The sequence below is a fragment of the Bradyrhizobium sp. T-1 genome (assembly GCF_053592855.1).
In genome coordinates this window covers 5,149,680-5,167,784 of sequence record NZ_CM132115.1, presented here as the reverse complement: position 1 = coordinate 5,167,784, position 18,105 = coordinate 5,149,680, and the positions used below count along the sequence as shown (strand labels likewise).

General features: G+C 62.9%; 18 protein-coding genes and 1 pseudogene. 12 read left to right on the top strand and 7 right to left on the bottom strand.

All coding sequences use genetic code 11. The annotated features are described in order from the left end of the window. The first annotated feature begins 40 nt into the window (after window positions 1-40). The 10 genes from ACWAT4_RS25110 to ACWAT4_RS25065 all read left to right on the top strand — a co-directional run bounded on the left by ACWAT4_RS25110 (window position 41) and on the right by ACWAT4_RS25065 (window position 9,220). Window positions 41-808 (top strand): biotin/lipoate--protein ligase family protein, encoded by a 768-nt coding sequence (locus tag ACWAT4_RS25110; RefSeq protein WP_449728319.1) that lies wholly within the window; start codon window positions 41-43, stop codon window positions 806-808. After that, the gene (locus ACWAT4_RS25105; RefSeq protein WP_212443888.1) at window positions 805-1,332 is read left to right on the top strand and encodes a DUF6505 family protein; all 528 of its coding nucleotides are present in this window, start codon (window positions 805-807) and stop codon (window positions 1,330-1,332) included. Before ACWAT4_RS25110 ends, ACWAT4_RS25105 begins: the two co-directional genes overlap by 4 nt. Then, the gene (locus ACWAT4_RS25100) at window positions 1,329-2,336 is read left to right on the top strand and encodes a DUF6352 family protein (protein ID WP_449728318.1); all 1,008 of its coding nucleotides are present in this window, start codon (window positions 1,329-1,331) and stop codon (window positions 2,334-2,336) included. Before ACWAT4_RS25105 ends, ACWAT4_RS25100 begins: the two co-directional genes overlap by 4 nt. Continuing rightward, a complete protein-coding gene (locus tag ACWAT4_RS25095) occupies window positions 2,333-2,797 on the top strand; it encodes a DUF3305 domain-containing protein (RefSeq protein ID WP_449728317.1) in 465 nt (154 codons plus the stop codon). The genes ACWAT4_RS25100 and ACWAT4_RS25095 overlap by 4 nt, the downstream gene beginning before the upstream one ends. Window positions 2,798-2,844: 47 nt before the next feature. Then, complete coding sequence (locus ACWAT4_RS25090) at window positions 2,845-3,477, top strand: DUF3306 domain-containing protein (RefSeq protein ID WP_449728316.1); 633 nt, start codon at window positions 2,845-2,847, stop codon at window positions 3,475-3,477. Window positions 3,478-3,609: 132 nt separating this feature from the next. Beyond that, complete coding sequence (locus ACWAT4_RS25085) at window positions 3,610-4,389, top strand: Cro/CI family transcriptional regulator (protein ID WP_212302637.1); 780 nt, start codon at window positions 3,610-3,612, stop codon at window positions 4,387-4,389. 29 nt (window positions 4,390-4,418) lie between these two features. Next, entirely contained in the window at window positions 4,419-4,637 is a 219-nt protein-coding gene (locus ACWAT4_RS25080) for a twin-arginine translocation signal domain-containing protein (protein ID WP_212302479.1), read from the top strand. 2 nt (window positions 4,638-4,639) lie between these two features. Continuing rightward, complete coding sequence (locus ACWAT4_RS25075) at window positions 4,640-7,582, top strand: formate dehydrogenase subunit alpha (protein WP_449728315.1); 2,943 nt, start codon at window positions 4,640-4,642, stop codon at window positions 7,580-7,582. A gap of 12 nt (window positions 7,583-7,594) precedes the next feature. Then, complete coding sequence (gene fdh3B / locus ACWAT4_RS25070; RefSeq protein ID WP_212302481.1) at window positions 7,595-8,191, top strand: formate dehydrogenase FDH3 subunit beta; 597 nt, start codon at window positions 7,595-7,597, stop codon at window positions 8,189-8,191. A 33-nt stretch (window positions 8,192-8,224) separates the two neighbouring features. Continuing rightward, window positions 8,225-9,220, top strand: a complete 996-nt coding sequence (locus tag ACWAT4_RS25065) for a formate dehydrogenase subunit gamma (RefSeq protein WP_449728314.1) — start codon at window positions 8,225-8,227, stop codon at window positions 9,218-9,220. 18 nt (window positions 9,221-9,238) lie between these two features. On the opposite strand, the gene ACWAT4_RS25060 is transcribed toward ACWAT4_RS25065, so the two are convergent. Then, window positions 9,239-9,361 (bottom strand): hypothetical protein, encoded by a 123-nt coding sequence (locus ACWAT4_RS25060; protein WP_283815627.1) that lies wholly within the window; start codon window positions 9,359-9,361, stop codon window positions 9,239-9,241. 398 nt (window positions 9,362-9,759) lie between these two features. Here ACWAT4_RS25060 and solA point away from each other — a divergent pair. Both solA and dusA read left to right on the top strand, forming a co-directional pair. Next, a pseudogene (gene solA / locus ACWAT4_RS25055) lies at window positions 9,760-10,930 on the top strand (N-methyl-L-tryptophan oxidase). Window positions 10,931-11,350: 420 nt separating this feature from the next. Continuing rightward, entirely contained in the window at window positions 11,351-12,310 is a 960-nt protein-coding gene (gene dusA, locus ACWAT4_RS25050) for a tRNA dihydrouridine(20/20a) synthase DusA (protein ID WP_249154335.1), read from the top strand. 53 nt (window positions 12,311-12,363) lie between these two features. On the opposite strand, the gene ACWAT4_RS25045 is transcribed toward dusA, so the two are convergent. From ACWAT4_RS25045 to ACWAT4_RS25020, 6 genes are all read right to left on the bottom strand, one after another. Next, window positions 12,364-13,026, bottom strand: coding sequence for an outer membrane protein (locus tag ACWAT4_RS25045; RefSeq protein ID WP_449728313.1), 663 nt, complete (start codon window positions 13,024-13,026; stop codon window positions 12,364-12,366). A 164-nt stretch (window positions 13,027-13,190) separates the two neighbouring features. Beyond that, on the bottom strand, window positions 13,191-13,751 hold the full coding sequence (locus ACWAT4_RS25040; protein WP_212302485.1) for a TIGR02281 family clan AA aspartic protease: 561 nt from the start codon (window positions 13,749-13,751) through the stop codon (window positions 13,191-13,193). A 28-nt stretch (window positions 13,752-13,779) separates the two neighbouring features. After that, a complete protein-coding gene (locus ACWAT4_RS25035; protein WP_449728312.1) occupies window positions 13,780-13,983 on the bottom strand; it encodes a DUF1289 domain-containing protein in 204 nt (67 codons plus the stop codon). 44 nt (window positions 13,984-14,027) lie between these two features. Beyond that, window positions 14,028-15,623: a sensor histidine kinase gene (locus ACWAT4_RS25030; RefSeq protein WP_212425667.1), complete on the bottom strand. Its 1,596-nt coding sequence runs from the start codon at window positions 15,621-15,623 to the stop codon at window positions 14,028-14,030. 138 nt (window positions 15,624-15,761) lie between these two features. After that, on the bottom strand, window positions 15,762-17,039 hold the full coding sequence (gene nhaD / locus ACWAT4_RS25025) for a sodium:proton antiporter NhaD (RefSeq protein WP_449728311.1): 1,278 nt from the start codon (window positions 17,037-17,039) through the stop codon (window positions 15,762-15,764). A 22-nt stretch (window positions 17,040-17,061) separates the two neighbouring features. After that, complete coding sequence (locus ACWAT4_RS25020; RefSeq protein WP_212302489.1) at window positions 17,062-17,934, bottom strand: NAD(P)-dependent oxidoreductase; 873 nt, start codon at window positions 17,932-17,934, stop codon at window positions 17,062-17,064. Window positions 17,935-18,105: the final 171 nt, after the last annotated feature.

Sequence of the window (18,105 nt, the reverse complement as noted above, 5' to 3'; positions counted from 1 at the left end):
TTGTCTCGTATAAATATTCCCTATCGGGAAGAAAAGGAAAGTGGAGGACGGCCTGCGGTCGACCCCAACCAGCCATATTTCCCTGGCGGAGCCAATTCATCTGCCGCCGCCGTTCGCACTCGTCCGGCTGCGTGAGGGCGGAGATGCCTTCGCCCACGCTTGCCGCATTGCACCCGAAAGTGGCGCCGGAACGCTGGTCTATGTCGGACGGTTCGATCTTGCCGAATTTGCAGTGGTGCTCGAGCCGAGCGAGCCCTTGGGCGCAGCGCGACGCGCCTTCTACGCCAGCATGGTCGCGCTCACGGATTCTCTCCGCGCCTATGCGCCACCGAACAAGGTCATTGCGATCGACTGGCCCGACGCGGTCAGGATTGACGGCGGGCTGGTCGGCGGCGGTCGGATGGGATGGCCGCCGTCCGCGCGCGAGGACGAACCGCCGGCGTGGCTAGTGTTCGGCGCCATGATCCGGACCGTCGCTATGACTGATCCGGGACCCGGCGTTCATCCACTGGCGTCAGCGCTGGACGAGGAGGGGTTTGGCGATGTGGGGGCCGTGCAGGTGACCGAGAGCTTTGCGCGCCACCTGATGCGGGCAATCGACGGTTGGCAGGTCGATGGCTTTGACGGCATCGCGCGCGCCTATCTCAGTCGCGTACCGCGCGAGAGGCAAACGCTTCTGCGGATTGACGGTCAGGGCGATCTCCTCACGCGGCGGCTCGGCACCGACACGACTGAGCGGGGTGGGCTCGTGGAGGCACTCGCCACGCCATCCTGGTTCGATCCGAAGCTCGGAGGGCCGCGGCTATGAAACTGCTGCGCACCATCGCGCTAGATCCGTCCGACACCATTATGTTCGACGTGCCGGCCGTATCAGGCGAATGGGCCATCTCCGGCGCCTTTCGCTTCTGCGATCGGGATCCGGCGAAACTGAGCGGCAAGGGGCGCGCCGCCTTCCGCAGCGGCTTCCTTGGCGTGCAATCCTGGGGCTGGTCGACGCTGGCGCAGATCGTTCCGGCGACCGAGGATGATTGCCGGGCGCTGGTCGAACTGCTTGCCAGGCAACTCGTCGATCGCTTCGGCGCGCCGGATCTGGCAACGGCGCGGCCTGCCGCAATAGACGAAGTCGCCTTTGTGCAAACGCTCTGTACCCATCCGATCAGCTCGCTCATTGCGGTGCACCGCGCGGCCAATGACGGCGAGGTCCGCGAGACCTTCCGCAGGTTGCAGCTGCGGAAAGGGCAGGGCCATGGCAGGGCGTTCTCGTTCATGGAGGTGGAGGAGGACAGCGATCTCAACCTTGCGGACATCGCTGGGGAGCTGCAACACCGATGAAGGATTTCTGGATCGCGTGCGGCCATCACTTGCTCGATCGTGATGCGAGCGGCGGGCTCCATGCGACCGATGAATTCCTGAAAGCCTACTTTGCCCGCCCCGAGCTGATGCCGCCGGACAATGCATGCGTGATCGAACGAAGGTTGCACCGCGAGCTGTTCGTCGATCCGCACAAGTTCGTCAACGCGGGCGAGGTCGCTGCGATTGCTGATGCGGACGCCCGCGAAAACTGGCGGTTCGTGCTCGCCTTTCGCGATCTCCTCGCGCGACATGCGACGCTCGAGGCGGCCTACCTCGCAACCGTCCGGTCGCGTACCAACGATCTGCCACCGCTGTTCGTCAATCAACTCGTGCAGGTGATCCTGCGCAACGCGCTCGATGGCTGCGACGACGCGTACGTGCTGCGCGCTGCGGAACTGTTCTTCCGTCCCCAGCGCATCATGCCGCATGAGCGGGCCTTGTTGCTCGGCGATGAGGAGGTTGTCAGCGGACTCAGCCTGACTCCCGTGCTCTCGCTGATGTCGATGCTGGGAGCTGCGACCGACGCCCAGCTGGACGTATTGAGCGACGGAAATGCCGAGGAGTATTGGCAGCGCAGCGACCATTTCGACATGGCGCTCGACCTTACCTCAGGCGGCCGCGGACCGGCTGCGCTTGCGCAGGCGATGGCACGCTGGATCTCCCATCTGCTCGCGATCGATGTCGCGGTCGAACCGCTGCGCGAGCTGCATGATGCGCGGCTCAGCTGGTATGTCGGTCTCGACGCCGACGCCACCGATCTCGGCGACCGTCTCTGGCATGGCGAGCAGCTCGACGAACGCAGCGCCGGCCGCGTGCTCGCAATGTTCCGGTTGACCTTTGCGGTCGGTAGCCAGGCGATAGACGAGGTACGGGGGGAGCCGGTCTATCTTATCCTCGCGATGACGCCTGACCTGAAACTGCGGATGAAACCGCAGAATCTGCTGACGGGGCTGCCGATTAAACCTCTGGAGATGGTGATGTGAGCTCTGCCGCGCTGCCGCTTGTACGCATCCCCGTCGGCATCGTGGTCGAGCGGTGCAAGGCGGGCTCGCGATGGGCCGACTTCGTCTGGCGTGCCGTCGCAGTCCTGCCGGACGAGCCGAGGACGAAGCCGTGGACCGTGCTTCGCGAGGAGCACGGTGCGACCCTGTTCTATGCGGGCAGCGCCACAGTCGATCTCTATCCGTCCGAAACGGCGCGCTATCGCGACAATCTCGCCTCGGGTAATCCTAGCATCTGGACGGTGTTGTCGCCTGCGGAAGGTGCCTTGCCCTATTCGGTGACGGCCGCTACTGCCGATCCCGCGGAAGGCGAGGCCTTCACAGAGGCCGGCGGCAATCTCGTCGAGCCGGTGGCCATTCCGGAGATGCTGCGGGAGGCGATTGCAAGCTTTGTCGCTGAGCACCATGTCGAACGTGAGTTCTTCAAGCGCACGCGCCGGTAAGCCGATCCGGAGGCGCTGGCGCGCCGCCAGCATGAAGGCGGATATAAATGAGTGAGGACAAGTTCCTGAAACGGTGGTCTCGCCGCAAGCAGGAGGCGAGGGCGAATGCTACCCCGCCGGAGACGGCAATGCACGACGACGTGCAATCTCCGCCGCCGCCCGCCGTCAAAGACGAGGAGCCCGAATTCGATCTGTCGAGCCTGCCGTCGCTCGACTTGATTACGTCCGAGACCGACATCACGTCATTTCTGCGCAAAGGGATTCCACAGGAGTTGAAGCGTGCGGCTCTTCGTCGCGCCTGGAGCGCCGATCCTGCCATTTGCGGCTTCGTCGGGCTCGCGGAGAACGCCTGGGACTTCAACGATCCGACCGCAATGCCTGGCTTCGGCCCGCTGGATTGCTCCGAGGCAGAATTGGCCGCGCTGGTTGACCGGATCGTCGGTGGCTTGGGCAAGGCGGCCCAATCCCCGCCGGATCTGTCCGTCGAATCCGAGGATTCTTCACGAGAATTGCATCAGGAGGATGAACCTGGAGCGGCCAGGGACGCGGCTGACGGACCTACCGCGGCCGAGCTCGCGTCCGCTCCTGTTGCGGCGCAACCGGCGGTGGCTGAAGACACCAAAGATGAAACCGATCCTGTGCGGCGAAGCCGGACGCATGGTGGCGCGCTTCCATCCTAGATGCTCGACCAAAGGCCTATAGCCTCTGGCTATGGGCAAGCGTTGACCACCCGCGGAGCGAGGACTACGCTTCGCTATTGCTTTGTTACAAAAGCAAAAATCAAGCACCTGGGACTTGGATTGGAGGTCCGCGTGCGTGATGATGGCCTTGATCGCGCTATTGACGCTGCTGGCGGCGTTGCCCAGCTTGCGCGAAAAATCGGCATCAGCCAGCCCTCCGTTTCGAGCTGGAGCAAGGTGCCCGCACAGCGGGTGATTGCAGTCGAAGCCGCGACTGGCATTTCTCGCGGCGAATTGCGGCCTGATCTTTTCAGCAAGCAGCCCCTGCCTGCGAGACCGGGTGATCCCGTCGACGCGGCGCGCGCGCAGGAATATTTGCTGCTGGCTACGCTACTGTCCGCTGCGCCGTCAGGAAAGCTGCTTGATCAACTGGCTGCATTGACCGGTGATGCGACGACGCTCGGGCGAGCGCACATTGCACTGGCTGCGGCCGCTGCCGACACGGTCGCAGCGAAGGTCGAGCGCGAACATTTCGATCTGTTCGTCGGCCTCGGCCGCGGCGAGCTGTTGCCCTACGCCTCCTACTATCTGACCGGCTTTCTCAATGAGCGGCCGCTTTCGCGCCTGCGCGCCGACCTCGCCGCGTTCGGGATCGAGCGTGTTGCGAACAGCTCGGAGCCGGAAGATCACGCGGCCATCCTCTGCGAGGTCATGGCAGGTCTTGCGGGTGGCCGCTTCGAGGCTTCCTGCGAAGCGCAGCGCTCCTTTTTCGAGAAACACGTCGCCCCCTGGATGGGTCGTCTGTTCGGCGACATCGAGGGCGCAGAGAACGCCACTTTCTATCGTGCTGTCGGCGCGCTCGGCCGCGCCTTTATCGAGATCGAGATGAAAGCATTCACGTTCGCCAACTGACCTGCACACGTAGGTCCAGGAGAGATGCGATGAGTGAAGGGAAGGTAACCACAGTCGGACGCCGCGACTTCCTACGCAAGGTTGGTGCCGGCACGGTGGGCGCCGGCGCTACGCTCGCGACACCGCTGGTCGGGTCCGCGCAGGCCGACAGCGAGACCAACGATGAGAAGCGCAAGGCCCGCTACAAGGAATCCGATCACGTGAAGGCCTTCTACCGAGTCAACCGTTATCCGGCTAAGGGAGGCTGACCGTGCTGATCAAGCGAACAAACCAGCGTTCCCTGCGCCACGGCTCCGTCTCGGAGTCCCTTGCGGGTCAGGGCGGCGGTCTCGACCGCCGCAGTTTCCTGCGCAAATCCGGGCTTGCAGGCGGCGCACTCGCCGCACTTGGCACTCTGCCGCTCGGCGGCGTGCGCAAGGCAGAGGCGGCGATGGCCGGCCCGCTCACCATGGGCGCGACCGTCCGCAAGAGCATCTGCACGCATTGTTCGGTCGGCTGCACGGTAACGGCGGAGGTCTTGAACGGGGTCTGGATCGGCCAGGAGCCGAGTTGGGATTCCCCGATCAACCGCGGCTCGCATTGTGCCAAGGGCGCCTCCGTGCGCGAGCTCGTGCATAGCGAACGACGCCTGCGCTATCCGATGAAGCTCGTCGGCGGGCAGTGGACGCGCGTCTCCTGGGACGCCGCGATCAACGAGATCGGCGACAAGCTTCTGGCCGTGCGTGAAAAGTCGGGCCCCGATTCCGTCTATTGGCTCGGCTCGGCCAAGATGACCAACGAAGGCGCCTATCTGTTCCGCAAGCTAGGGGCGTTCTGGGGAACCAACAACACTGATCACCAGGCCCGCATCTGCCATTCAACGACCGTCACCGGCGTCGCCAACACCTGGGGCTACGGCGCGATGACCAACAGCTACAATGACATCCGCAATGCGAAGACGCAGATGATCCTGGGCGGCAATCCGGCAGAGGCGCATCCGGTCTCGCTGCAGCATCTGCTCGAGGGAAAGGAGCTGAAAAAGGCCAACTTCATCGTCATCGACCCGCGCCTGACGCGCACGGCCGCGCATGCGACGGAATATGTTCGGATGCGGCCAGGCACTGACATTCCCGTGCTTTACGGCATGATGTGGCACATTCTCCAGAACGGCTGGGAGGACAAAGAGTTCATCCGGCAGCGGGTCTACGGGTTCGACGATCTCCGCAAGGAAGTGGAAAAGTGGAATCCGGAAGAGGTCGAGCGTGTCACTGGCATTCCCGGCGAGCAGCTCAAGCGCGTCGCCAAGATGTTCGCCACTGAAAAGCCGGCGACGTTGATCTGGGCGATGGGGCAGACCCAGAAGACCGTCGGCACCGCCAACGTGCGCGCCAGCTGCATCCTGTTGCTGATGACCGGCAATGTCGGCGGAGAAGGTAAGGGAGCCAATATCTTCCGCGGCCACGACAACGTACAGGGCGCGACTGACGTCGGGCTCGATATCGTCACGCTGCCGTTCTACTACGGCCTCGCCGAGGGTGCCTGGAAGCACTGGTCGCGGGTTTGGGAGGTCGACTACGACTTCCTGAAGTCGCGCTTCGATTCCAAGCAGATCATGGAAACCCCGGGCATCCCGCTGACCCGCTGGTTCGATGCGGTGACGCTGCCGAAGGATCAGGTGGCGCAAAAGGACAACGTGCGGGCGGTGTTCGTGCAGGGGCACGCTTCCAACAGCATCACCCGTATTCCTGAATCCCTGAACGGCCTGAAGGCGCTCGAGCTGCTCGTCATCGCCGACCCGCATCCGACGACTTGGGCCTCGCTCTCGGTCGAGGCAGGACGTAAGGACGGTGTCTACATTCTCCCGGTCGCCACGCAGTTCGAGTGCAAAGGGTCGCGCGTCGCGTCAAACCGCTCGCTGCAATGGGGCGAGCAGATCGTGAAGCCGATTTTCGAATCGAAGGACGATCTCGAGGTCATCTATCTGATGGCGAAGAAGCTCGGCTTCGCCGACCAGATGTTCAAGAAGATCAAGATCGAGAACAATCTGCCGGAAGCAGAAGATGTGCTGCGCGAGATGAATCGCGGCAGCTGGTCGACCGGCTATTGCGGGCAATCGCCGGAGCGCCTCAAGGCGCACATGAAGAACCAGGCGAAGTTCGACATGCTGACAATGCGGGCGCCTAAGGAAGATCCCGAGGTCGGGGGCGACTATTACGGTCTGCCTTGGCCGTGCTGGGGATCACCGGAGGTCAAGCATCCCGGCACGCCGCTGCTCTATAATACCAATCTGCATGTGATGGATGGTGGCGGCACGTTCCGGCCGCGCTTCGGCGTTGAGCGCGAGGAGAAGCTGCCGGACGGGACCACGCGCAAGATCAGCCTGCTGGCGGACAAGTCCGCCTCGAAGGATTCGGAGATCCAGGATGGCTATCCCGAATTCACACTCGCGAGCCTGAAGAAGCTCGGCTGGGACAAGGATCTCACCGAGGCCGAAATGGCCGTGATCAACAAGGTCAATCCCGCCACTCCCGATGCGGTGTCGTGGTCGCTCGATCTCTCCGGAGGCATCCAGCGGGTCGCGCTCAAGCACGGCTGTGTGCCCTACGGCAACGGCAAGGCGCGCATGAATGCGTTCGGCCTGCCGGACCCGATTCCGGTGCATCGCGAGCCGATCTACACGCCACGTGTCGACCTCGTCGCGAAATATCCGACGTTGCCCGATGCCAAGCAGTTCCGCATGCCCAATATCGGTTTCTCGGTGCAGAAAGCTGCGGTGGAGAAGGGAATTGCAAAACAGTTTCCGCTCATCCTCTCCTCGGGCCGTCTGGTTGAATATGAGGGCGGCGGGGAGGAGACCCGCACCAATCCGTGGCTTGCCGAGCTGCAGCAGGACATGTTCATCGAGATCAATCCTGCCGATGCCTCCGATCGCGGCATCAAGGACGGCGGCTGGGTTTGGGTCACCGGCGCGGAGAACAATTCCAGGGCGAGAATGAAGGCTCTCGTCACCGAGCGCGTTGGCAAGGGCGTCGCCTGGATGCCGTTCCATTTCGGCGGTTGGCTCGCAGGCAAGGATCTTCGCGGCAACTATCCGAAAGGCACCGACCCGATCGTGCTTGGCGAAAGCGCCAACACGATCACCACGTATGGATACGATCCGGCGACGGGGATGCAGGAGCCCAAGGTCACCCTCTGCCAAATTGCGGCGGCATAAGGAGCAACGACGATGGCCCGTATGAAATTCCTCTGCGACGCCGACCGTTGCATCGAGTGCAACGCCTGCGTCACCGCGTGCAAGAATGAGCACGAGGTTCCCTGGGGCATCAACCGGCGCCGTGTCGTGACCATCAACGACGGCAAGCCCGGCGAGCGTTCGGTCTCGATGGCCTGCATGCACTGCACCGATGCCCCCTGCGCCGCCGTGTGTCCGGTGAACTGCTTCTACACCACGGCCGATGGCGTCGTGCTGCATTCCAAGGATCTCTGCATCGGCTGCGGCTATTGCTTCTATGCGTGTCCGTTCGGCGCGCCGCAATATCCGAAAGTCGGCAATTTCGGCTCGCGCGGCAAGATGGACAAATGCACCTATTGCGCCGGTGGTCCCGAGACCGACGGCAGCAAGGAGGAATATGAGAAATATGGCGCGAATCGACTTGCCGAAGGCAAGCTGCCGCTGTGTGCCGAGATGTGCTCGACGAAATCGCTGCTCGCTGGCGACGGTGAGATCATCGCGCAGATTTACAAGGAGCGCGTGATGAAGCGCGGCTACGGCTCGGGGGCATGGGGCTGGAAGACGGCTTATCGCGAGACGATCGAGTCCTGACGCAAGCGGTGCGCGCAAGACCGGGAGGAGCTCATGGCGTCATTTGGAAGGTTCATTCGATTGGGCGTCGGGGCGTGGGCGCTGCTTCTGCTGGTCATCGTGGCGCCGGCGTCGTCGGGTGCCCAGCAGGTCAATCCAACCGCGAGTTCGGTCAAGGAGCAGCAGTTGCTGCAGGAATTGAACCGGATCCAGGGGCGGGTCAGTATCCCGGATCAGCGGTCAGGTGTTCTCGAGCAGCCGCAGGGGCGCGAATGGCGTGAATTCCGCAATGTCACGCTACGGTGGATTGGTGGCGTGGCGATCGTCGGTATGCTGGCGGTGCTCGTGATCTTTTATCTTACGCGCGGCATGGTCCGCCTCGAAAGCGGCCGATCGGGACGCACCATCGTTCGCTTCAATATGTTTGAGCGGTTCGTGCACTGGATGTCCGCGACCTGCTTTATCATTCTGGCGATCTCCGGCCTGAATATCACCTTCGGCCGGCCGCTGCTGCTGCCGCTGATCGGATTCGAGGCGTTTTCGGAATGGTCGCAATGGGCGAAGTATGCCCACAATTATTTGAGCTTCCCGTTCACCATTGGAGTCGTGCTGATCTTTCTGGTGTGGCTTGGCAACAATATCCCGAGCAAGCTGGATGTCGAGTGGATCACGCGGGGAGGCGGTTTGATCGGGCATGATCACCCGCCGGCCCGTCGCTTCAACGCGGGCCAAAAGGGGATCTACTGGATCGTCGTGATCGGCGGCGGTCTCGTCGCTGCGACCGGCTATCTCCTCATGTTCCCGTTCTACACCACAGGGATTGAAGGCATGCAGATGGCCCAGATCGTTCACTCGATCGTTGCGGTGTTGTTCGTCGCGGCGATGCTCGCGCATATCTACATCGGCACGATCGGTATGGAAGGCGCGTTCGAGGCGATGGGGTCAGGCGAAGTTGACGTCAATTGGGCGCGCGAGCATCACAGCCTGTGGTTGGACGAGGAAACGTCGCGCACAGGGCAGCCGCGCCGCGCGGCCTCTGCGGCGGAGTAGCGGTCCCTCGGCCGCTCCCTAGAGACGCACGCCGGTGGTCGCAAAGGCCTGTGCGACGGGCTCCTGGATGCCGCTAAGCATCGCAGCCGAGGCTACGGCGATCACGACAGCCGCCACGCAGGCGAGCAAGAAAGCTTTCATCCGAATCCTCCACAAATTCTGCATGGCGCACGCGACCCTTAACACGTCGCGCGCGGAACTCGCGCACGACAGCAGATGTGACAGTCTGCGGGCGGTCGCAGCAGCCAACCGCCGGCCGAACAGTGGACGGCAGGCGTGAGTTATACTCGTATTGCGAGATGAGTATAACCGCGGCGCCTCATGACCCGAAAGCTCAAAGACGTTCTGAGTGCTCTGGGTCCTGCCTGTGCACTCCTGCTCTCGTGCGCGCGACGTGTGCACCGAGAATCCGAAACGGTAATTTCGGCTTCCAATTCATGCATATGCCGTCCTCGAAGAGCCAAACAGCGGAAGCTTGGTCCAACCAAATTTCTCAATCGGTCCAGTCACAGATTGGATCGGCATTTCGCTCAGGGATCATGACCGACCAAGCGGATATCGTTGTCGTTGGTCTTGGCGCGATGGGCAGTGCCATCCTTTATCAGTTGGCCAAGCGCGGCGTGCATGCGATCGGAATCGATCGTTTCGTGCCCCCCACACCGTGTGGGGTCGAGCCACGGAGAAACCCGTATCACGCGGCAGGCGGTCGGTGAGGGTGGCGTCTACGCTCCACTCGTCCTCAACTCCCACCGGATCTGGCGCGAGCTCGAAGCGGATACCGGTGAGAAGCTGCTGAATGATTGTGGCGTTCTGGTCATGGGGCCCGGCGCGGGACCGACCTCGCACCATGGCAAACCGGACTTCGTCGCGCGCTCGGTCGAGGTCTCCCGCGATTTCGGCATCGAGCACGAAATTCTCGACGGTACGGAAGTTGCCCGCAGGTTCCCTCAATTCCTGGGCCTCGCAGGAAACGAGAAGGCTTACTATGAGCCTGGCGGCGGCTATGTGTTTCCCGAGCGCTGCATCTCGGCGCAACTGAGCCGCGCCTCGCAGCTTGGCACGCAAATCCGCACCGGCGTAGAGGTTCTTTCAGTCGACCAGCACGGCATGGTCCGTGTCGAGACCTCGAGTGGAACGATCGAGGCGCAGCAGGCCGTGGTTACGGCCGGTGGCTGGACAGCGCCCCTGCTGGGAGCGCCGTTCGATCGCCTGCTGACCGTCAATCGCCAGGTTCTTCACTGGTACGAACTCGACGATGCCGCCGCTTACGGGCCTGACGCTCCGGCGTTCATCTGGATGCATGGCGCGACCGACGTCGACTATCTCTATGGCTTTGCACCGCTGCCGGGCGATCGCCGCATCAAAGTCGCGACCGAACAGTATGAGACGCGGACGACCGCTGATACCATCGACCGCGAGGTCGATCCGGCAGGGTCCGCCGAGATGTACCGCAGGCCCGTCCAGGGACGGTTGGCAGGTGCGACGCCGCGCGTGGCTCAAGCGGCCGCCTGTCTCTATACCGTCACTCCCGATCGAGGGTTCATCATCGATCACCATCCGCGCCATGACCGCATTTTCGTGGTCTCGGCATGTTCCGGCCACGGTTTCAAGCACTCCGCCGGAATCGGTGATGTGGTGGTTGCCGAACGATTGACCGGCGGGCGCAATCATATCGATCTGACTTCGTTTGCGATTGCTCGTTTTGAGTAGTTCCAGCCGCTCTCCCATAGACCGACCAGCGCTTCGGCGGAATGCGCTCGATCAGCAAAAGGCCGTCAGGAGGGCTACGACGATCCAGCGGAAAAGCGGTGGGAGCGGCCGGCCGATCTCGCAGGACGCATAGCGCGCGTCTCGGAGATGATATGAGCCGATAGCTCACGGCCTATTGAGCTGCCGGATCATTCTCGCCGATGCTGGCTGTCCAAGGTTCTTCCCGGCGCCTTGAGGCGTGAGCTTGCTCTCCCTGTCAAGAAGCGAAATTCTTTCTGTTGAAAGTGGTGCATGCTTGGGCAATGAATATACCGCAATGACCTGAGCGGGATGGCTCGGAAGCGGTACCGCGGGCTGCGCGAGCTGAAAATCAAGATCAAGCTGTTGAATTTACAAAGATTAAAGTTCTCCGTGGCGCCCATGATGGATTGGACCGACCGGCATTGCCGGGTGTTCCACCGCCATTTGTCGAAACGGGCGCTGCTCTATACCGAGATGCTGACGACGGGTGCCATTATTCATGGCGATCGAGAGCGGCTGCTTGGTTTCGACACTGTCGAGCATCCCGTGGCGCTCCAGCTTGGAGGCTCGGATCCAGGCGATCTCGCGAAGGCTGCGCGGATCGGTGAAGAGGTCGGCTATGACGAGATCAACCTCAATGTCGGCTGCCCGTCCGATCGTGTGAAGGACGGCCGCTTCGGTGCCTGCCTGATGGCAGAGCCGGAACTCGTAGCAAGGTGCGTCGACGCGATGAAGCGCGCAGTGTCCGTTCCCGTTACGGTGAAATGCCGCATCGGGATCGATGACCAGGATCCGGAAGTTGCGCTTGATGCGCTCGCGCGGGCCGTCGTCGCTGCGGGCAGCGACGCGCTGATCGTGCATGCCCGCAAGGCTTGGCTCAACGGCCTGTCGCCGAAGGAGAACCGCGACATCCCCCCGCTCGACTATGATCGCGTCTATCGGCTCAAGCGTGCGATGCCTGATGTGCCCGTCATCATCAATGGCGGTGTTCTGAGTATCGAGGAGGCGAAGGCGCATCTTGCGCATGTCGATGGCGTGATGCTTGGCCGCGCCGCATACCAAGAGCCGTGGCGGCTGCTCTCGGTCGATTCCGACATCTTCGGTGAGGCGTCGCCCCATGCGACGATGCAGGACGCATTCGAAGCGATGATGCCCTACATCGAGGCGCAGCTCGCGCGTGGCACGCGGATGCACGCCATCACGCGGCATTTCGTCGGCGCTTTCCATGCCGTGCCTGGTGCGCGCGCATTCCGCCGCCATCTCGCCGAGCAGGGTGTGAAGCCGGGGGCCGGCATCGATGTCCTGCGCGATGCGATCGCATGCGTCTGTGCCCACGCACCGGCAGAGGCGGCTGCCTGACCACCGTCATGCGAAGAGCCGGATCGAAAAAACCGGCTCTTCGTCGATCGGTCTCAGCGGAACAGGTCGAAATGATAGTTTACGCCGACGCGGAAGCTGTGGAATTTCGCAGCGTTCCAGTCCGGCAGATTGTCATGCTTGAACTCGGTGTAGAGATATTCGGCTTTGGCCGACCATTTCGGTGCGAACGCCCATTCGACGCCACCGCCCGCCGTCCAGCCCATCTTCATCTTGTTGATCGGGCCGTCCTTCAATTCGCCGGTGGCAAGACCTGCGGTCCCGAAGAACAGCAGTCGTGAGTCCATCGTCGCGATGCCGGCGCGCGCGCGGCCGGTCATGTACCAGGGCAGGCTGATCGCAGCACTGTTCAGCGCGTCGTGGTTCTTGATGTCTCCACCTTCGAAATCGTTCTCGATGCCGACCACGAACATCGGCGAGAGCTGGTAGTTGTAACCGATCTGCACGCCGCCGATCGCGCCCTTGACCTTGCCGCCGCTTATCCCGACGAGATTGTTGAAAGCATTGTCGCCACTCTCGGCGTAGCCGGCGTTGAGACCGGCATAGAGACCGGTCCAGGAGTAGACCGGCTGCGGCGCCGTGTAGGCCGGCGCGGCGTATCGCTGCGACAGATCGGCTGCGCTGGCATTGCCCGCGGCGAACGCCACGGCAAAGGGCAGAGCGCACGTCGCACGGCGTAAGGCGGCTCTCACAGTCATCACTTTCAATCTCCCACTTGGCCGGCTCCATCACGCAGGAGCGGCACTCGTCCAACCCGATCCGGGAATAGATCGTTTATAAACCGACTAGGCGGTTTGTAAATGGCGAAAACGCCACAGTGCAGTTGAATTGACTTGAGCGGGGAGGGCGCCGCAGCCCGTTCTCAATCGACCGCTGTGCGCGAGCGGCGATGGCTGCTTTGTAGTTCCGGGTAGCCGGTGAGCATCAGCGTGTCGGACCGCACGCCCCAGCTTTCCAGGCGATCGAGGAAGCTCATGCCGAGCAGATTGGTCTTCATCTGTCCGCGCTGGACGACGAGCGCCGGCACCGATTTTTCGACGAGGTGGCCGACGGCGAGGCGGTCGATCGTGAGCCGCGCCGCCTTGGTGTGGCCGCCTGCGGTCTCGAGGTCGACGTCGTATTCGAGCATCTCGAGCGGCAGCCCGATCGCTTTCGCGGTTTCCCAGGTCAAAACCACCGAGGTCGCGCCGGTATCGATCACCATCGGCGCGGCAACGCCGTTGATCTTGGCGCGCAGTGCGAATTCGCCGCCTTGGCCGCGCTGGATCTGCACGGCGGGCGCTGGCGTGAGCGACGCAGCCGGTCCGCGGAACATGTGCGAGACCCTGTGGCTGGCGCGCGCGATCTGGTCGGGATCGCCATAGGCGACGACAGCACCAGCGGTACCGGCCAGCATGACGAAAACGAGCAGGAAGCGGATCATCGCGCGCCTCCGATGACACGCGGGCCAGTCAGGTGCGCTTCGGCGATACCGCGATCGGCACAAGGCCAACATCCGCCATGCGTGCCGGCAGCAGCGCCATCACGGCGAGCCGTTCCGCGCTTTCCATGGCGTGCCAGCGCGCGATCTCCGGCAAAGTCCGGCCACAGCCGAAGCACAGCCTGGTTTTGGGATCGATCATGCAGACGGCGACGCACGGCGTTTCTTTGCTCATAAGGGTATAGTGATGGATCGTCGGGCATGTCTGCAAGCATCTCGTTACGAGCCCGTGCCTGCGCTCATGATCGGCTTGTGGCGCGGCCTGCGCTTCTCGTCAGGAACCATGGCACTCTCCGGCTGAAGCGGCGGCGCGTCCTCCGACAGCGGCGCCAGCGCGCTCATGACCCGCTCCGGCGGGAAGGTGACGATGACCTCGGTGCCGATGCGCAGCTTCGACTTCAGCGTGAAAGAGCCGCCATGCAGGTCGATCAAGTTCTTTGCGATGGGCAGGCCGAGCCCCGCGCCCTGTTCGGCCGATTTGATCGAATTGGAGCCCTGCCCGAACGAGGCGAGCACGACCGGGATTTCGTCCTCGGGGATGCCTGAGCCGGTATCCTTCACCGACAGATACTGTCCACCCGAAGCGGTCCAACCGGCCTTCAGCCAGATCTCGCCGCCTTGTGGAGTGAACTTGATCGAGTTGGAGATCAGATTGAGCACGACCTGGCGGATGGCGCGCTCGTCGGCCCAGAGCCGCGGCATGGCCTGCTCGAACACCTCGTGGATGGTGATGCCGCGGCTCGAGGCGCGCAGCTTCATCAAATGATGGCAGTCGGCGACGATGCCGACGAGCGAGACGGCTTCTTCGTTCAGTTCATAGCGGCCGGCCTCTATCCGCGACAGATCGAGGATCTCGTTGATGAGGTTGAGCAGGTGCACGCCGGAATTATGGATGTCGGCTGAATATTCCTTGTAGACCGGCACTGCATGCGCGCCAAAAATCTCGCTCTTCATCACCTCGGAGAAGCCGAGTATGGCGTTGAGCGGCGTGCGCAGCTCATGGCTCATCTGCGCGAGGAAGCGCGATTTGGCGACATTGGCGGATTCGGCGCGGTGCCGTGCTTCATCCGAGATTGCCTTGGCCTGTTCGAGTTCGCCGATCAGGGCGTCCTTCTCGGCGCGCGCCTCCAATGTGGCGAAAGTCGAGGAGTGCAGGCGGTGCGCCAGCAGAACGAAATAGCCTTCGGCGGCGAGTGCGAGCGCACCGAGAACGTAATTGTCCAGCGAACCGGTCATCACGAAGCTCAGCGCCATGGCGACCGCAACCGGCGCTGTGGCGGCAAGGGCTGCGATCGGCAGATTGGCGGCGAGCATGCTCGATACTGCGATCACCAGCAGCATCAGGAACATCATCAGCGTTTCCGTGACCATATCGAGCACGGGATGGATCAGGATCGCCATCCAGCACAGGCCGTAGAGCAGGTCGAGCACGACAAAACGGGTCCGCCAGGCGCGTGTCGCGGTGGGCGAAGCAGGCTCAGCCAGGAAACGGCGACAGCTGCGGATCATCGCGCCATGGATGCAGAGCATGCCGGTGGTCCAGAGCGCGGCCGGGATTGGCTGCATCCACAACCCGAACAACACGCCGGTGGCGACGACCAGCAGCATCACGACGTAGGAGGCCGACAGTCGCGTCTGTGCATATTGGCGCAACAGCTCGGCGTCGAAGGCCGGCCGGGTTCCGCTGGTGGACGTTAACTTATCGCGCGCCTCGCGCACCCGCTGCGCCGCAGCCCTTCGGCTGCTCGCTGATGGAGCGCTGACCGGCTCGGCCGGAAGCTGCACTACCTCAGGCTTTTCAGCGGGGTTACTCATCAAGCAACAACGATTCCTGCCCACGTCGGACGCGGGCCTTCTGCATTGTCTATCTCTGGCAAGAAATCCTTAAGAGGTGACTTAAGGAGCTAAAGAATTACGTTAACCAGTCGTTAATCTGGATCCGGCCGTCGCTGCTCAATTCAGCCACGCATGCTGGGCGACATAGACAACGGCGCCGGCCAGGTAGCCCGCGAGCGCAGGCACCGCGATGCGGCGGGCGTACCAGAGGAACTCGATCCGCTCGAGCCCCATGGCGGCGACGCCCGCGGCCGAGCCGATGATCAGGATCGAGCCGCCGGTGCCGGCGCAATAGGCGATGAACTCCCAGAGGAAGCTGTCCGGCGGGTAGTGGCCAAGGTCGTACATGCCCATGGTCGCGGCGACCAGCGGCACGTTGTCGATGACGGCGCTGAGCAGGCCGAGCACGACGACGATGACGTCCTGGCGGCCGATCGTGGTGTCCAGCCATTTCGCCAGCATCGACAGCAGGCCCGCATGTTCGAGGCAGGCGACCGCGAGCAGGATGCCGACGAAGAACACGATCGAGCCCATGTCGATCTGCGTCAGTGCGTGCGCAAGCGACAGGGGGCGGCGCACGTGCTCTTCCTTGTCTCGATGGACGATGTCGCCGATCAGCCAGATAAGGCCGAGCCCGAACAGCACGCCCATGAATGGCGGGAGATGCGTGATCGCCTTGAACGCGGGCACCGCGATCAGTACGCTGAGCCCAAGAAAGAACATCAGATTGCGCTCGACCTGGCCGACGCCGAGTAGATCGCCGTCCTTCGGCGGCGGCGCGATGGTCTTCCCTTTCAATGCAAGACTGATCGCTACCAGCGGCACGAGCAGGTTGAGCAGCGAAGGCAGGAACACTGCACTCATGATGTTGAGCGGCGAGATCTGCCCGCCGATCCACAGCATGGTGGTCGTGACGTCGCCGATCACGGTCCATGCGCCGCCGGCATTGGCGGCGATGACGATCAGAGAGGCGAACAGCAGGCGGTCCTCGCGCCGAGCGATCAGGCGCTGGATGAGCGAGATCATGACGATCGTGGTCGTCAGATTATCCAGGATGGAGCTGAGAAAGAAGGCCACGAAGGCGACCAGCCATAGCAGCTTGACCTGGCTGGTCGTGCTGATGCGGGAGGTGATGACCTCGAAACCGTCATGCGCATCGATTACCTCGACGATCGTCATAGCGCCGATCAGGAAGAACACGATCTGCGCGGTTGAGGCGACGGAATCGTCAAGCTGACGGCCGACCAGAGCGTGGTCGCCCGTCGTGATCCCATAGATCATCCAGAGCACACCCGCGCCGAGCAGCGCGGATGCGCTCTTGTTGATCCCGATCGGATGTTCGAGCGCGATCGCCGCGTAGGCGACAATGAAAAGTGCGGTGATCGCGATCAACAACGCGAGGTCAACTCATCGATTTTCAGCGCGACAGGCGTGCGAGCAGGCTCGACGTATCCCAGCGCTTGCCGCCCATCTTCTCGACCTCGGAGTAGAACTGGTCGACCAGCGCGGTCACCGGCAGGTTGGCGCCGTTGCGGCGGGCTTCGGCCAGCGAGATCGAGAGGTCTTTGCGCATCCATTCGACGGCGAATCCGAAATCGTACTTGCCGTCGTTCATGGTCTTGTAGCGGTTCTCCATCTGCCACGACTGCGCCGCGCCCTTGGAGATGGTTTCAATCACGGCGGCGACGTCGAGGCCCGACTTCTGGGCGAAGTGGATACCCTCGGAGAGGCCCTGCACGAGGCCGGCGATGCAGATCTGGTTGACCATCTTGGTCAGCTGGCCGCTTCCGGCGGGCCCGAGCAGTTTGCACATCCGCGCGTAGGCGCCCGTGATGATCGGCTCGGCGCCGGCATAGGCGTCCTGCGCGCCGCCGCACATGACCGTCAGCACGCCGTTCTCGGCGCCGGCCTGGCCGCCGGAGACGGGGGCGTCGATGAACTTGAAGCCGGCCTTGGTCGCGGCCGCATCGAGCTCGCGCGCGACCTCGGCGGAAGCGGTGGTATGGTCGACGAAGGTCGAGCCCTTCTTCATGCCGGCGAAGGCGCCGTCGGGGCCGATTGCAACTGCGCGCAAATCGTTGTCGTTGCCGACGCAGCACATCACGAAATCCTGGCCCTCGGCAGCGGCTTTCGGGGTTGCTGCGGTCTTGCCGCCGAACTTGTCCGCCCACTCCTTCGCCTTGGCGGCGGTGCGGTTGTAGACGGTGACCTCATGGCCTCCTTTTTTCACGAGGTGTCCGGCCATGGGGAAGCCCATCACGCCGAGACCGAGGAAAGCGACTTTAGCCATATGTGTGTCCGTAGCTTGAGTTTTACGGTTGCAGCCGGGCGAGGGGGCGCCAGCCGGGGTCCTGAAGTTCCGCCTGAGAGCGGACCGGGCGCACCATAAACCCTTGAGGGCAGAGGGCAACGGCTTCGTTTGGCGGCCTCCTGTGCTAGGATGGCGGACCTCAAGGACTTC

Excerpts from the sequence above, each read along its gene's own strand:
- fdh3B (WP_212302481.1), top strand. The coding sequence starts at position 7,595 with ATGGCCCGTATGAAATTCCTCTGCGACGCCGACCGTTGCATCGAGTGC.
- ACWAT4_RS25035 (WP_449728312.1), bottom strand. The coding sequence starts at position 13,983 with ATGAGCAAAGAAACGCCGTGCGTCGCCGTCTGCATGATCGATCCCAAA.
- ACWAT4_RS25040 (WP_212302485.1), bottom strand. The coding sequence starts at position 13,751 with ATGATCCGCTTCCTGCTCGTTTTCGTCATGCTGGCCGGTACCGCTGGT.
- ACWAT4_RS25090 (WP_449728316.1), top strand. The coding sequence starts at position 2,845 with ATGAGTGAGGACAAGTTCCTGAAACGGTGGTCTCGCCGCAAGCAGGAG.
- dusA (WP_249154335.1), top strand. The coding sequence starts at position 11,351 with ATGATGGATTGGACCGACCGGCATTGCCGGGTGTTCCACCGCCATTTG.
- ACWAT4_RS25105 (WP_212443888.1), top strand. The coding sequence starts at position 805 with ATGAAACTGCTGCGCACCATCGCGCTAGATCCGTCCGACACCATTATG.
- ACWAT4_RS25065 (WP_449728314.1), top strand. The coding sequence starts at position 8,225 with ATGGCGTCATTTGGAAGGTTCATTCGATTGGGCGTCGGGGCGTGGGCG.
- ACWAT4_RS25060 (WP_283815627.1), bottom strand. The coding sequence starts at position 9,361 with ATGAAAGCTTTCTTGCTCGCCTGCGTGGCGGCTGTCGTGATCGCCGTA.
- ACWAT4_RS25020 (WP_212302489.1), bottom strand. The coding sequence starts at position 17,934 with ATGGCTAAAGTCGCTTTCCTCGGTCTCGGCGTGATGGGCTTCCCCATG.
- ACWAT4_RS25030 (WP_212425667.1), bottom strand. The coding sequence starts at position 15,623 with ATGAGTAACCCCGCTGAAAAGCCTGAGGTAGTGCAGCTTCCGGCCGAG.
- ACWAT4_RS25100 (WP_449728318.1), top strand. The coding sequence starts at position 1,329 with ATGAAGGATTTCTGGATCGCGTGCGGCCATCACTTGCTCGATCGTGAT.
- ACWAT4_RS25045 (WP_449728313.1), bottom strand. The coding sequence starts at position 13,026 with ATGACTGTGAGAGCCGCCTTACGCCGTGCGACGTGCGCTCTGCCCTTT.
- ACWAT4_RS25080 (WP_212302479.1), top strand. The coding sequence starts at position 4,419 with ATGAGTGAAGGGAAGGTAACCACAGTCGGACGCCGCGACTTCCTACGC.